Consider the following 13834-nt stretch of genomic DNA (forward strand, 5'->3'; position numbering starts at 1 on the left):
CTCCGGTTTTTGCTATGGTTTAAGGATGGTTTTCGGCGCAAGCGTCTTGCCAGCGCGAATGTCTGTAAAGGCCGCGGCCCCGTCGGACAGGTCGCGGGTTTCAACCCAGTCAAGCGTCCCGAGGCGGCCCTTGAACATGGCATTGCATGTGTCGCGGAAGTCCTGTGCGGTATAGGTGTAGGTGCCGATTAGCGTGATTTCCTGCAGCGTGATGCGTCGGATATCCAATCCACCTTCGGAACTGCCTAGGCCGATGTGCAAAATCACCCCGCCCGGGCTGACGAGCGCCGAGGCAACCGCGCGGGTAGACGCAAACCCCACTGCGTCGATCACCAATGGAATATCCTGTTCCGGTGTGTCCACAACGGCGATTCCACAGGTGTCGCGAAGATAGGTCGCACGGGCTGCGTTGGGTTCGGATAAGGTCACCTGCTCGACCCCCATCGCAGTGAGCGCGAGAGCTGCCGCTAGCCCGATTGCCCCGCCGCCAATCACATGGGCACGCCGTTCGTCTGCCGGGTGCAGGGCCGCAAGCCCCAGCCGCACCGCATGCCAGCTGACCGCAATCGGTTCGGCGAGTGCGGCCTGCTCCAGCGTGATATGCGAGGGCACTTCAATCAAATTGCGCTCTGGGATAGCGACGTATTCCGCAAAAGCGCCTTCGCGCGGCGGCATTGAGATGATCTGTCGCGAGGGGCAAAGGTTCTCACGTCCGGACCGGCTGGCCGCGCTGTTGGGGTCGTTTACCAGCGGATTGATGGTTACGCGGCGACCATCAGCAGTCACACCGGCCCCCTCATGGCCCAGGATCAGCGGTGCCGGGCGGCGATCATCATGGCCCAGATAGGCGTGCATGTCGGACCCGCAAATACCGACGCTATCGATGCGGACGAGAACCTCATCGGGGCCGGGCTCCGGGTCCGCGAAATAGCGATATTCCAGTGTTTCGACATCAGTGTAAACCAAAGCTTTCATTTCGCTGTAAACCCTCCATCGACCATCAAAACTTGCCCGGTCACGTAGGCACAGGCATCAGAGCAAAAGAACAGCAACGGGCCGTCGAGGTCTTTGGGCTCACCGTTGCGACCGATACAGGTCTGCGCAGCATTACGGTTCGCGCGTTCAGGATCATTGAACACTGCAGCCGTCAGCTCGGTTCGAAAGAACCCAGGGCCAATCGCGTTTACGCATATTCCGCTCGATGACCAGGCCTCGGCCATTGCTCGGGTCAGCTGTGCCACGCCGCCCTTTGACGCCCCATAGCTAAGCCCACCTGGAAAAGCTCGGCTGGACTGGAGCGATGCGAAATTTACGATCCGTCCCCAGCCTTTGACCTTCATATCGGGCACTAGGTGCTGCGACAGAAAGAAGGGAACGGCAAGGTTCAATCCCAGTGTGATGTCCCACCCCTCAGGCGATACATCATCCGCAGCCTCGCGCGTGTTGATCCCGGCGGCATGCACCAGAATATCCGGTGCCCCAAACGGCTGCGACGCGGCAACGGCCAGCTCCGCCAACCGATCACGATCCGAAAGATCCCAGGGCAGGGGATGGACCTGATCCAGCTCGGCCAACGCTTCTGCACGTCGCGCCACGCCCACGACCTTAGCGCCGGCATGCGACAGTACCTCTGCCGCTCTGCGACCAAGGCCGGAGCTGGCCCCGGTCACAAGAGCGGTATGTCCAGTGAGATCAGGATGATAGGTCACGGGTTGGGTCAGTCTTCGGCTGTCAGGTCAAAGTTTTCATCGGGGAAGAACTTGGCCAATCGAATATCCGCGGTACGCGCGTGCCCCTCCATACCTTCAAGGCGTGAGATACGGGCCGTCGCCTGCGCAATCGGCTTCATCGCATCAGCGGTCGAGCGCTGCCAGGTCACGATCTTCATGTATTTATGGACGCTGAGGCCACCGGTGTAAGTGGCCGCCCGGCTCGTGGGCAGCACGTGATTGGTGCCCGAGGCTTTGTCGCCAAAGGCAACCGTGGTCTCTTCGCCCAAGAAAAGCGACCCATAGCACGTCAGCCGATCCAGCCACCAATCAAGATCATCGGCCATGACTGTCAGGTGTTCCGGGGCGTATTGATCCGATGTCGCCGCCATTTCTTCGCGATCCGCGCACAGGATGACCTCGGCATAATCGCGCCACGCAGCCGTAGCGTTTTCGCGGTTCACTTCGGGCAGGTCCTCGATCAGCACTGGCACCAAGCGCATAACCTCTTCGGCGAGGTCGCGATTGTCTGTCACCAGCCAAACCGGTGAGTTGTATCCGTGCTCGGCCTGCCCAACGAGGTCAGTTGCAACAACCATCGGATCAGCAGTGACATCCGCAAGGACCAGACTGTCCGTCGGGCCCGCGATCATGTCGATGCCGACACGCCCGAACAGGATACGCTTTGCTTCGGCCACAAACTGATTGCCGGGGCCCACAAGGATGTTAGCCTTGGGAAGCCCGAACAACCCGAAGGTCATCGCCGCAACCCCCTGCACGCCGCCCATGGCCATGATCTTGTCGGCGCCACAGATATGCGCGGCGTAGACGATCGCAGGCGCGATACCGACATCCGGGCGCGGCGGTGAGCACGCGACAATGTGCTTACATCCCGCCACCTTCGCCGTCGTCACGGTCATGATCGCGCTGGCGATATGGCTGTAGCGCCCGCCTGGGACGTAGCAACCGGCTGCATCCACCGGGATCATCTTCTGGCCAGCGGTCAGGCCCGGCACAACCTCGACTGCGATGTCGGTCATGGACGCTTTCTGTGCCTCGGCAAAGCGTTTGACGTTGCTGTGGCTGAACTCGATGTCGCGCTTCAGCTTTTCTGGCACGGCATCCATCGCGGCCTGGATTTCGGCATCGCTGAGAATGACGTTACCTTCGTAGTTGTCGAATTTGGCTGCGTATTCCAACGCCTTGGCATCGCCACCTGTCTCAATGTCGGTCAGGATTCCCTGCACAATTTCACTGACATCTGACGCTCCGCTGCGCGCGGTCAGCGTGGCTTTCTTCAGGTATTCACGGGTCATGAATTAGGTCCTTTTCTTACCGCGTCTTTCGGCGGCTTATCGATAGACATCAGGCAACAGCGAGGTAGAGAACGCCGGGATATAGGCGATCATCAACGTCACGATCAGCATGAAGAAAACAAACGGGATGGCGCGGTAGGCGATCTTGAGGATCGACTCGCCCGTAATCCCCGACACCACGAACAAGTTCAGCCCCAAGGGTGGAGTAATAAACCCGACCCCCAGCGCGGTGATCATCATGATGCAGAACTGAATCTGGTTCATCTCAATCTCTTGCGCCAACGGGTAGAGGATCGGTGCCAGGATCACGATGTTGGGCGTCGTTTCCATAACGCAGCCCGCAATGATCAGGATAAGGACCATCATGGCGATCAGTACGAATTCGTTACTGCTGACTGAGGTCAAAGCTCCGACAAATCCTTGCGGCACTCCAATGATCGCCAGAGCTTCGGCCAGAGGGATCGAGAAGGCGATGATCGGAAGGATCACACCGTTGACCTTGGCCGAACTGACCAGCATGGCCGGGAAGTCGGACAATTTCAGTGTGCCCAGGATAAACCCGATGAATATGGTCACGACGACCGCCACGGCACCTGCCTCGGTCGGGGTCAGTTTCCCCGAGAAGATGCCGTAGAAAATGATGCCGGGGACAAGGAAAGCGTACCAGCCGGACTTGACCGTCTTCCACAGGTTCGCGCGCCATTCAGCTGCGGTCATCATGCCGCCGCCTTCCCAAAGGTTCAGCCGGTTCATCACGACGTTGGTGATCAGGATGGCCGTCAGGATCAAGAGGCCGGGGATCAGCGCAGCAAGGAACAAGGTCGAGACCGCTATACCCAGCACGAGGCCGATGATGATATAGGCGATAGAGGGCGGGATGAGGATGCCGGTGCAGGCTCCTGCTGCGACCAAAGCACAGGCGTAGGGGCGGGGATAACCGCTCTCGACCAGCCGGTCGATAGTCATGCGCCCTACCGCTGCCGCACCTGCTGCGTCCGACCCGGAGATCGCCGCGAACATGCCACAGACCAGGACGGTGGCCGAACCGAAGCCACCCTTGGCCCAACAGGTCAGGGCTTCGGCGACGTCCAGAAACTTTCGACTGAGCCCGGTTCGGACAAGCACGTCTCCGGTCAGGATAAACAGCGGCACAGCTGTCAGCGCGAAGGCATCGATGCCCGAGAACAGCTTTTCGCCGACAAGGCTCAGCGGCAATGCGCCGGACATGATCAGCATTGTGATCGATGCTGCGCCGATCGCGGCCCAGACCGGAACGGCGAGCGCGACAAGAGCGACGAAGAGAATGACGGAGGCGTAGAAATCCCACCCAAGTTCAAGCGTTTGACCGCCGAGTTGTTGCCACATCATGGCTCAGGCCCTCCCTTAATCAAACAGCTTGTCGCCTTCGTAGACGGGACGGCCCGTTCGAAGGTCGGCAATGTCGCGGACGAAGGACTGCACCAGTCGAAAGATGACCAGCGCGAAGCCAAACGGCACCGCCATGAGGAAAAAGACCTGGCTGATCCGCAGGCCGTGTGTGACAGACCCGAATTTCCAGGACACGTGGACTGTCTCCCACGACCAATAGATCGCGACGAGCGCCACGATGAACATCACGATGTCGCCGAAGATATAGAGCAGCGTTTTGACCGTGCGCGGGACGTAGTGCATCAGAACATCAATGCGGATATGCCCGCGTTCCTTGACCGCGGCGGCAGCACCGATCCATGCGAGATAGATAAACGCATACCGGACGATTTCTTCGCCCCAGATGGACGAGTAGGCAAAGACCTCGCGCCGGACCACTTCGATGAACATCGTGCCGACGAGCATGACGTAGAAGACTAAAAGCAGCCAACGTTCGGCATTTTTATCAATCGCTCGAAAGAGCTGAGACATAGCATCCTCACTACCGTCACGCGGCGGCGACGTGTTCTAGTGGGTTTTTAATGGGCAAACATCGGATGAGCCGACGCTGGACGCGCCGGCCCGAAGACGCGATCAGGCGTCGTGCACGTAGTATTTCGCACGCGTGTCTGCGGCTTCTTCCAGCTTGGCGAACGCATCCATCGATCCGGCCAGCTCTGTCTTGAAGCTGTCCCATTCGCTGCGCTGATAGCCACCGGCCTCTTTCCATTCGCCCAACTGATCTTCGCTGAGCGAGTGGAACTCGACGCCGTTCGCGATCAATTGAGACATGGCGTAGGCACGTGCCGAAGGCACTTTTGACAGGTTCTGCTGCTGGGTGACTTCGCCCGCAAATTCGATACCTTCCTTGACGTCCATCGGCAGGCTGTCGAACCATTCAAGGTTGATCGAATAGACCTGACTGTCCGGCACCGCCTGAGTGAAGGTCACATGGCTGAGGATCTCACCAAAGCCAAAGACATGCAGCGCGCCCACCGAGGGATCAAGCGCATCTGCGACGCCTTGCCGGATCGCTGACGGAGTCTCACCCCACGCAACAGGCGTCGGGTTCGCACCCACCATGCCATAATACTGCTGCAGCATTTTTGATCCGGGTACGCGGAATTTGACACCGGACATATCGCCGGGGGTGATAATTGCGTTGCCTCCCTGGCGAACAGCGACGACGCGCGGATCGATCACGATATACATCAGCGCTTTAAAGCCGGATGCCGCGATCTTGGGGTCTACTTCCGCCTTCCAAGCTTCGGAGGAAGTCAGGTTCGTGAACCGCTGGTTGGACCCACAGAAATATGGAAGGTTGATCAGATCAACCACGCTCGCAAAGGGCGCGAAATTCGACAGCGAGTGTTGCGCGGCTTGAATGGTCCCCCCCTGAACCGCCTGCGCCAGTGCACCACCAGCGCCAAGCTGACCACCGGGCGCCAGTTTCACATAGACCTTGCCATTCGTCATGTTCTGGATGTTTTCTTTCAGGTCCAGCTGCATGATCGGATAGCTGCGAGACGCGCCCAGTACATAAGCCGTCGCCAGCGTCATCTTGAATTCAGCCGCGTTTTCGCGATCGCGTTCCTCGGCGGCGGTCTGTGCTGCCGCTTCGCTGGACCACAATGTCCCAGCCGCACCGGCGACCATGGCTGCCGTGAACGAGCCGGTGCCCGCGAGTTTCAAAAAATTTCGACGCTCGGCCGAAGCTAGCTCCTGTTTAGTCTTGTCCATGTGTTCTCCTCCCGTTTGGACTTTTTCGGATTTATTCCTTTTGTTTTTCCTCCGAAATTTCTTGTGCTTCGCTGCGAAGTATGCCGACCGAAAAGGCGATGGCCGCCGCAAACAAGATCAGCATTTCCCAGACATTATTGACCAGAGGCGCCTTCGTGACCGCTCCGATCACCACATTCGCAACAAACGCGAGCAGTAATATCGCTGCTATCAAGTATGGCATGCGTCCTCCCCAACCCATCCAATGTCTCGCACTGAGTCGCCTGCAATGTAAGCGCTTACATTTTGTTATGCAAGCGCTTACATTGCATATGTGCTGTAGGTTCCCGACAAATCGTGCTTTTGATAGAATTCGTCTTGAGCTAGTTGCCCATCCAGAATGACAAGAAAAACCATGCCTCAAAGCGGTCACGAAAACACAGTCCCAACCCTTGCAGATGTTGCCCGACATGCGAACGTGTCCACCGCAACTGTCTCGCGGTGCCTGAACTCGCCAGAGCGGGTAGGGCAAAGCACAAGGGAACGAGTTCTGGCAGCCGTACGAGAACTTGGGTACGCGCCAAATTTCGGAGCCCAAGCCCTTGCAGCAAGGCAGACAAATACCATCGCCGCCGTGATACCGACTATGGAGAACGCTGTTTTTGCACGCGGATTACAGGCGTTTCAGGAAGAGCTGGTGAGGCATGGTAAAACGCTTCTGGTTGCTTCGTCCGCCTATGATTCAGAGCTGGAAGAACAACAGGTGCGTGCGTTGGTAGCGCGGGGTGCAGATGGGTTGCTGCTGATTGGGTACGATCGCGAACCGGAAATCTATGCGTTTCTGGAAAAGCAGCGTGTACCAACTCTGATCGCCTGGTCATTTGATCCTGACCAATCCCCGCCGGCCATCGGCTTTGACAATCGGGCTGCGATGTTTGCCCTTGCCCGGCAGGTCATTGGATATGGGCATCGGCATATCGCGTGTATCTCTGCTCCGACCGCTTCGAATGATCGGGCAAGGGAACGCGTTCAAGGCATTCGGGATGCCAAACAAGAGGCCGGTCAAGACCCGAATACAATGTTTCTTGTCGAGACCGCTTACGGCGTTGAAACTGGTGAAGTTGCTTTGCGCGAGGTCATGACAGCCGCACCAGAAACGACTGCCGTGATGTGCGTCAATGATGTTTTGGCGGTCGGAGCCTTACGTGCGGCTCGGGAAATGGGGCTTGAGGTGCCTAGAGACCTCTCAATTACCGGTTTTGACGATATCGAAATTGCAATGCTCGCCGAACCCGCTCTTACGACGGTACATGTCCCGCATCGCGAGATGGGGCGTCGCGCCGCTGGGATGCTGATCCAGATACTCCGTGATGCGCACAGCGGTCAAAGTGTTGAGTTGCCGACAGAAATAAGACTACGTCAATCACTCGGTCCTGCCCGCACTATTGTGTGATCCCAACCTTGAGGGCTATCTCTGGAAATCTACCCGCTCCAATCTACCAACGATGTACGACCCGGATTCGGCATGCACGGCCAATCCAACTTGAACTACTGGTGTGAGTATTTCTTAGACTAAGAGTTTATGGCTAGCAGACTAAGAAAGCTGTGAGGAAGGCCTTTGTACGCGGCTGATCCGTTGCGATGCAGAATGCTCCGAACCGGACGATGCCTGCCGCGGCAATCGGGCAAAAATTATTTTGTCGCGGCTGTCTTTCAGGTTCTGGTCACGTGGTTAACAGAGCCGAAAGTTCATTTGCCCCCTTTTTCAGGATACCCAGAAACGACATCAGGCTGTTGACGTTGTGACGTTGTGTCGGTGCATGAACCGAAAGTGTGCCCACCAATCGGCCTTGCCCATCTTGAACGGGTACTGCTAGGGCTGCCATTCCACTCATGAACTCTTCATCATCAGTGGAATAACCGTACTGAGCGATATGTTGGATCTCCGTGCGCAATGACTGCGGATCGGTCAGGGAACTTTCAGTCTGTGGCTGCAGATTTCCTGCTGAAAGAAATCCATCCAGTGTTTTCTGCCGGAGCGTGGACAAGTACATCTTGCCGCTGGCGGTGCAATGAAAGGGAACCTGTGTCCCGACCGGTAATTGAATGCGCAAAGGCCACTTCGTCTCAACCCGGTCAAGATAGATCATGCCCTCTCGGTCAGGAATGGCGAGATTGCATGTCTCACCAACCTGCTCGGCGACACTGCGTAAGATCGCCAAACGCGCTGTGCGCAGATGCTCGGACGACATGGTGTTGACTGAAAGCAACCTTAGACGGTGCCCGGGACCGTATGAGCGGCCATCCAGATCACGCTGCAGGAAACCTTCGGCCTCTGCTGTTTGCAACAAACGGTGGATTGTTGGTTTCGCCAGACCGAGTGCCTCGATCAGGTCCGATGGTTTGACGGCAACCCCGCGTCGCGCCACCTCCTCAAGGATGAGGAGAAGGCGCAAGTTAGTTGGGATCTGGGTTTCTTTGTCTTGTGTTTCCGTTTCGGCCATCCCGCAACAGTCTAGTTATTTGGCAGCAGGATCAAGGCCAGATCAGGTACAAGCGAGATCAAAATCCACACTGATATCAGCGCTGCTAGATAGGGCACAGTGTACCGAAGCAGACGGAAGTAGGGAACGCCAGTCACCCCTGATGCCACGTAGAGATTGAGACCGTAGGGGGGTGTGATGAAGCCAATCGAAGCCCCCACAAGGAAGATTACCGAGAAATGGATCGGATCAATCCCGACCGAGGCCGCAATCGGTGCCAGAATCGGGGCCAGGATGATCGTGACAGGCAGGCTTTCGAGTACCATGCCCGAGAAGAAAACGATCACCATCGAAGTAAACAGAACCGCATGGTAGCCACCCATCGAGGTTACGAAATCCCCAATGGTTTGCTGAGCGCCAAGCAATGACAGGATCTGCTGCATCACCACAGAAATCGCGATCAGCGGTGCGAGGATACCTGTGATCTGGGCCGAGCGGATCACGATTGAGGGGATCTCGGGGATCGTGAAGCCTTCGACGACAAACATCTCGGCATAGCTTTTTTCGGTGGGTGAGATGTCGTTCCGCGCGCCCATGATCCGATTGATCGGATAGCTGACCAACCCTGCAATAACGCAGAAGCCGACCGTCACTCCGGCTGCCTCAGTTGGTGAGAATTTGCCTGTGTATATACCCCACAGCACCAGCCCGATGGCGAAGAATCCAAGCCAGGCACCGAATGCAGTTTTCAACACCCGGTTCAGTTGCAGCGGGATCAGATGACCCCACCCGTTCATGCGGCAGATGATCCAGCAGGCGAACTGCATGCCAAAGACCATCAGCGCGCCCGGAAGGATACCCGCGACGAATAGCTCGGAAATCGGCAGGTTCATCAGGAAGCCGTAGACGATGAAGATAATCGAGGGAGGAATGATGATCCCGACAGTTCCACCAGCCGCAGCGGTGGCTGCGCTGAAACGTTCGTCATAACCCCCTTTGACCATCTCGGGGTGCAGCATCGAACCGATCGTGGCGGTTGTGGCCGAGTTTGAGCCTGAGATTGCTGCGAACAATCCGCAAGCCCCGAGGGATGCCATCGCCAGCCCGCCGCGTATCCAGCCCAGACAGGCATAGGCGAAATCGCTGAGCCGCCGCGCGATGCCCGATTTATTAATCAGGTCGCCGGTCAGGATGAAAAGCGGCATCGCCAGCAGGGCGAAACCCTTGTTGAACACGTTCAGAAGTTCAGCACCCATGTTGTCCAGCGTCAGGCCAAGAACAAACGAACAGCCGATGACCCAATAGCCGATTACCAGCAAAACCGGCACGCCCAGCATGAACAGAAAGGTGACCGCAAGAGAGATCAGTGTGACCATAGTTCCGTCTGTCATCAGTCTGCTCCGATCACGGCCTGCTTGATCAGCGGCTCGCCTGTTTTCCAGTTGTTCAGATCATCGGCAAGGTTCTGAAACACGCGCCCGACCATCAGAAAGAACGACAGCGGTGCGGCCAGAAGGAACCACCACTGCATGATATTGTCTGTTCCCAGAACGATCTGAAAGTTTGATGCCGACAATGCCACCAGCCGTGTTGTGGTCACGATGACGATCACCGCAAAGATGAACCACAATATCGCGTCGAGTATCAGGCAAGCCAATTGCCCAGCCCTCGGCATTGCAGTGCGGAATTCGCTGAAGCTCAAATGTGTGCGCAGGCGGACATTGTACGACGCCCCAAACCACGCCATGACCATGAACAGCAGCGGGGGAATGGTAGTCGACCAGGGTTCCTGATCGTTGAACACAAACCGGTCGATCACGCCCCAGAAGATGATTAATGCGATCGCAAGGTAGGAATACACCATCACCGACCGTTCCAGATGACGTTCAACAAAGGGCACCGCCCGATAGATCAACATGATCACGATTCCGCCAATCGCCGATACAATCGCGCCCAACACCCAGGCGGCGTCGGATTCCAGTGCGGATTGAATCTCGAACGAATCCTGGCTGAGAAAGGCGCTGAAAATCGCGCCGATGTCTGCCCAAAACGACATGAACCCCGTCCTCCCAGTCGGTATAAAGTTGAACCGGCCCGCTCAGGGCCGGTTCGTAACAGTCTATCAGGCTTCGCCTTTCCACCAACGGCGCGGTTCGACATTTTCCGGCAGGGTGTCGGCCGGAATCTCGCGCGCGATGTCGTAGATTTCCTGATAGGTATCAATGCCGCCTGCCCATTTATTCAGACGTTCGCGCCATTGGGCCCAAGGCTCTGGGTTGTAGTTCGGAGCGCACATCTCTTCGGCCAGCTTGATCTGATCGTCAGCCAGGAATGCCGGGCGCACGCCATTTTCGGCGAAGATAGTGTCCGGCAATTGCGGCTCCGAGAAGCCTACAGTATTCAGCAATGCGGCTTCATTCGCACCCTGGATCAACGCTTGAGTGAAGTAGGAAGACTCCATAACTGCGTCTTGCAATTCTCCACTCAGACCGTCAAAGACCTCGGCCGACATGGACGTATGTTCAGTGCCGCAGAAAAATTTCAGATTGACCGACTGCGAAACCACCGGCGCCATGTTGGCGTAAGCCACGGCCGAGGCCCAGGTTTCCGCCCCATCGATCAGACCTGTCTTAAGCGCATCCAGTGTCTCTTCCCAAGCCACCGGGACTGGGTTCAGATTCAGCAATTGCATTGCAATCCGGCCCAACTGCGTACCCGTCACGCGGTTCTTGGTACCAAACAACTCTTCCAGTTTGGTGACGGTCGGCTTGTCGGCAAAGGTCGATCCCATTTGCAGGCCGCGTAGCTCACAATGGGTAAACAGGAACTTCAACCCGTGCCGTTTTTCCAGCGGATCACGCAGGATGCGTTGGCTCGCCGGGCTATAGAAGAAGTGATACTGCGCCGCGCGGCTGGGGAACATATAGGCGTAGTCCAGCACGTTCAGATAAGGTGCGCCTCCGGCCGAGTTTTGAGTTGAGGCGGCATAAATATCGACGATCCCCTGTTGGGTCTTTTCGACACAGCTCAGCTGGCCGCAGATCTGGTTGTCGCCGATGAATTCGATGCGAATCTCGCCGTCCGTGCGTTCTTCCAGGTCGCGCGCGAACTCGATTGCGCCGGCGCGCTCAATCAACAGGTTGCGGGTGTTGAAACCCGACGCGCCGAATTTCAGCGTGTGCTTCGGCTCTTTCGAAAAGCGCTTCTCATAGGTGGATTCGGCGGCCTGCGCCAGATTCGCCAGACTCATCGCGCCGCCGAACCCGCCTGCCGCCAGCAGTGTCGAACTCATGCCGTAACGCCCGGCCACGCGGAAGAAATCTCGCCGTGAAATACCACTTAGTTTCCGTCCGATCTCCATTGCTTACCTCCCTGATCGCAATTATTGAGACGTTTTGTATCAAAAAAGGCTAGTATAATTCTTGCATCTTGCATAGAGTTTTTTTCAGCGAGTTTGGAAGGAGGCGGTCATGGAGGTGGATTATGCAGTTGTTGGCGCAGGATCGTCGGGCTGTGTCATTGCCAATCGGTTGAGCGCAGACCCCAACACAACTGTTGCGCTGCTCGAAGCAGGTGGCCGCGATACCAACCCGTGGATTCACATCCCCGTCGGCTATTTCAAAACGATGCATAACCCCTCGGTTGACTGGTGCTATCGCACTGAGCCCGACCCCGGCCTTAACGGTCGATCCATCGACTGGCCACGGGGCAAGGTACTGGGTGGCTCATCTTCGCTGAACGGGTTGCTCTATGTGCGTGGCCAGAAGGAAGATTACGACCGCTGGCGGCAAATGGGCAACGAGGGTTGGGGCTGGGACGATGTGCTACCCCTGTTCAAACGCTGTGAGGATCAAGAACGCGGCGAGGATGAATATCATGGCGTCGATGGCCCCTTGTCAGTGTCCAACATGCGCATTCAGCGCCCGATCTGCGATGCCTGGGTCGCAGCAGCACAGGCCGCCGGTTACCCGTTCAACCCAGATTATAACGGGGCCGAGCAAGAAGGCGTGGGTTACTTCCAACTGACCACGCGCAATGGGCGCCGCTGTAGCGCCGCCGTCGCCTATCTCAAGCCCATTCGCGGTCGTCAGAACCTCAACATCATCACCAAAGCGCTTGTGTCGCGTGTGGTTCTGGATGGGAAAAAAGTAACCGGGCTGGTCTACCGGGATCGTTCTGGTAACGAGCAGACACTGACTGTTCGGCGCGAGGTCATCCTGTCCGGCGGGGCGATCAACTCTCCCCAAATCCTGATGTTGTCAGGGATCGGAGAGCCGGATCATCTAAAGGAAAATGGTATCAAACCGCTGCACGCCCTGCCGGGTGTTGGCAAAGGTCTTCAGGATCACTTGCAGGCGCGGCTGGTGTTCAAATGCAATGAGCCCACACTGAATGACGAAGTTCGCAGCCTGTTCAATCAGGCGCGAATCGCGCTGAAATACGCACTATTTCGTGCAGGTCCGATGACAATGGCCGCCAGCCTTGCAACTGGTTTCATGAAAACCCGGCCCGATGTTGAGACGCCCGACATTCAGTTCCACGTGCAACCCTGGTCCGCCGACAGCCCAGGCGAAGGTGTGCATCCGTTTTCGGCCTTCACGATGTCGGTCTGCCAACTGCGTCCGGAAAGTCGGGGAGAGCTGCGCCTGAACGGACCGGACCCATCCGAACATGTCAAGATCATCCCGAACTATCTGTCCACTGAAACGGATTGCCGAACCATTGTCGACGGCGTGAACATCGCGCGCGGGATTGCCAAACAAAACCCTCTGGCCTCGAAGATATCAGAAGAGTTTCGACCAACGGCAGAGCTGAGCTGCGAAGATTATGAAGGCACTCTGGATTGGGCCAGATCGAACAGCGTGTCGATCTACCACCCAACCGGCACCTGCGCGATGGGGAACGCCGAGACGTCTGTTGTCGACGCAAGACTAAAGGTACACGGTATTTCGAACCTGCGGGTGGCCGATTGTTCGATCATGCCGGAAATCGTCAGCGGCAACACCAACGCACCAGCGATCATGATCGGCGAAAAGGCAAGCGACCTGATAAAGGCGGATGCTTGAGAAATCTGCCATCGTATCTGATCGCCTGATCCCTAAAGTATCAATAGATCAGTGCGCCAATCGCATCAAAAAACGATCTGGCGCTGTGCCGGTGGTTGGAATCTGCATGCGCTTTGCGACCGCTTTGTCTTGTG

Annotated in this window: 13 protein-coding genes; 2 read left to right on the top strand and 11 right to left on the bottom strand. The window is 57.0% G+C overall.

The window, feature by feature from the left end; translation table 11 throughout:
• Nucleotides 1-12 precede the first annotated feature (12 nt).
• From AC2TEM_RS10390 to AC2TEM_RS10420, 7 genes are all read right to left on the bottom strand, one after another.
• Nucleotides 13-975, bottom strand: coding sequence for an alcohol dehydrogenase catalytic domain-containing protein (locus AC2TEM_RS10390; RefSeq protein ID WP_170420463.1), 963 nt, complete (start codon nt 973-975; stop codon nt 13-15).
• Nucleotides 972-1709 carry an SDR family oxidoreductase gene (locus tag AC2TEM_RS10395; RefSeq protein ID WP_170420465.1) on the bottom strand — a complete coding sequence of 246 codons (738 nt, stop codon included), beginning with the start codon at nt 1707-1709 and terminating at the stop codon, nt 972-974. Before AC2TEM_RS10395 ends, AC2TEM_RS10390 begins: the two co-directional genes overlap by 4 nt.
• Nucleotides 1710-1717: 8 nt before the next feature.
• A complete protein-coding gene (hisD, locus tag AC2TEM_RS10400) occupies nt 1718-3025 on the bottom strand; it encodes a histidinol dehydrogenase (protein WP_170392540.1) in 1308 nt (435 codons plus the stop codon).
• Between the two features lie 36 nt (nt 3026-3061).
• Nucleotides 3062-4393 (bottom strand): TRAP transporter large permease, encoded by a 1332-nt coding sequence (locus AC2TEM_RS10405; protein WP_170392539.1) that lies wholly within the window; start codon nt 4391-4393, stop codon nt 3062-3064.
• 15 nt (nt 4394-4408) lie between these two features.
• Entirely contained in the window at nt 4409-4924 is a 516-nt protein-coding gene (locus AC2TEM_RS10410) for a TRAP transporter small permease (RefSeq protein ID WP_170420467.1), read from the bottom strand.
• A gap of 102 nt (nt 4925-5026) precedes the next feature.
• Nucleotides 5027-6172 carry a TRAP transporter substrate-binding protein gene (locus AC2TEM_RS10415; RefSeq protein ID WP_170392537.1) on the bottom strand — a complete coding sequence of 382 codons (1146 nt, stop codon included), beginning with the start codon at nt 6170-6172 and terminating at the stop codon, nt 5027-5029.
• 31 nt (nt 6173-6203) lie between these two features.
• A complete protein-coding gene (locus AC2TEM_RS10420; protein ID WP_170420469.1) occupies nt 6204-6395 on the bottom strand; it encodes a hypothetical protein in 192 nt (63 codons plus the stop codon).
• 171 nt (nt 6396-6566) lie between these two features.
• On the opposite strand from AC2TEM_RS10420, the gene AC2TEM_RS10425 reads away from it, so the two are divergent.
• Nucleotides 6567-7604 carry a LacI family DNA-binding transcriptional regulator gene (locus AC2TEM_RS10425; protein ID WP_170422384.1) on the top strand — a complete coding sequence of 346 codons (1038 nt, stop codon included), beginning with the start codon at nt 6567-6569 and terminating at the stop codon, nt 7602-7604.
• A gap of 271 nt (nt 7605-7875) precedes the next feature.
• On the opposite strand, the gene AC2TEM_RS10430 is transcribed toward AC2TEM_RS10425, so the two are convergent.
• The 4 genes from AC2TEM_RS10430 to AC2TEM_RS10445 form a co-directional block, all read right to left on the bottom strand.
• On the bottom strand, nt 7876-8655 hold the full coding sequence (locus tag AC2TEM_RS10430; RefSeq protein WP_170420471.1) for an IclR family transcriptional regulator: 780 nt from the start codon (nt 8653-8655) through the stop codon (nt 7876-7878).
• A gap of 11 nt (nt 8656-8666) precedes the next feature.
• Nucleotides 8667-10025 (bottom strand): TRAP transporter large permease, encoded by a 1359-nt coding sequence (locus AC2TEM_RS10435; RefSeq protein WP_170392534.1) that lies wholly within the window; start codon nt 10023-10025, stop codon nt 8667-8669.
• Nucleotides 10025-10690, bottom strand: a complete 666-nt coding sequence (locus tag AC2TEM_RS10440) for a TRAP transporter small permease (RefSeq protein WP_170392533.1) — start codon at nt 10688-10690, stop codon at nt 10025-10027. The genes AC2TEM_RS10435 and AC2TEM_RS10440 overlap by 1 nt, the downstream gene beginning before the upstream one ends.
• A gap of 66 nt (nt 10691-10756) precedes the next feature.
• Nucleotides 10757-11995, bottom strand: a complete 1239-nt coding sequence (locus AC2TEM_RS10445) for a TRAP transporter substrate-binding protein (RefSeq protein WP_170402109.1) — start codon at nt 11993-11995, stop codon at nt 10757-10759.
• A gap of 109 nt (nt 11996-12104) precedes the next feature.
• Here AC2TEM_RS10445 and AC2TEM_RS10450 point away from each other — a divergent pair, with 109 nt between their 5' ends.
• Nucleotides 12105-13700, top strand: a complete 1596-nt coding sequence (locus AC2TEM_RS10450) for a GMC family oxidoreductase N-terminal domain-containing protein (RefSeq protein WP_170402106.1) — start codon at nt 12105-12107, stop codon at nt 13698-13700.
• Nucleotides 13701-13834: the final 134 nt, after the last annotated feature.

The organism is Ruegeria sp. HKCCD3925, from assembly GCF_057221175.1.

Excerpts from the sequence above, each read along its gene's own strand:
- AC2TEM_RS10390 (WP_170420463.1), bottom strand. The coding sequence starts at position 975 with ATGAAAGCTTTGGTTTACACTGATGTCGAAACACTGGAATATCGCTAT.
- hisD (WP_170392540.1), bottom strand. The coding sequence starts at position 3,025 with ATGACCCGTGAATACCTGAAGAAAGCCACGCTGACCGCGCGCAGCGGA.
- AC2TEM_RS10405 (WP_170392539.1), bottom strand. The coding sequence starts at position 4,393 with ATGATGTGGCAACAACTCGGCGGTCAAACGCTTGAACTTGGGTGGGAT.
- AC2TEM_RS10410 (WP_170420467.1), bottom strand. The coding sequence starts at position 4,924 with ATGTCTCAGCTCTTTCGAGCGATTGATAAAAATGCCGAACGTTGGCTG.
- AC2TEM_RS10415 (WP_170392537.1), bottom strand. The coding sequence starts at position 6,172 with ATGGACAAGACTAAACAGGAGCTAGCTTCGGCCGAGCGTCGAAATTTT.
- AC2TEM_RS10420 (WP_170420469.1), bottom strand. The coding sequence starts at position 6,395 with ATGCCATACTTGATAGCAGCGATATTACTGCTCGCGTTTGTTGCGAAT.
- AC2TEM_RS10425 (WP_170422384.1), top strand. The coding sequence starts at position 6,567 with ATGCCTCAAAGCGGTCACGAAAACACAGTCCCAACCCTTGCAGATGTT.
- AC2TEM_RS10430 (WP_170420471.1), bottom strand. The coding sequence starts at position 8,655 with ATGGCCGAAACGGAAACACAAGACAAAGAAACCCAGATCCCAACTAAC.
- AC2TEM_RS10435 (WP_170392534.1), bottom strand. The coding sequence starts at position 10,025 with ATGACAGACGGAACTATGGTCACACTGATCTCTCTTGCGGTCACCTTT.
- AC2TEM_RS10440 (WP_170392533.1), bottom strand. The coding sequence starts at position 10,690 with ATGTCGTTTTGGGCAGACATCGGCGCGATTTTCAGCGCCTTTCTCAGC.
- AC2TEM_RS10445 (WP_170402109.1), bottom strand. The coding sequence starts at position 11,995 with ATGGAGATCGGACGGAAACTAAGTGGTATTTCACGGCGAGATTTCTTC.
- AC2TEM_RS10450 (WP_170402106.1), top strand. The coding sequence starts at position 12,105 with ATGGAGGTGGATTATGCAGTTGTTGGCGCAGGATCGTCGGGCTGTGTC.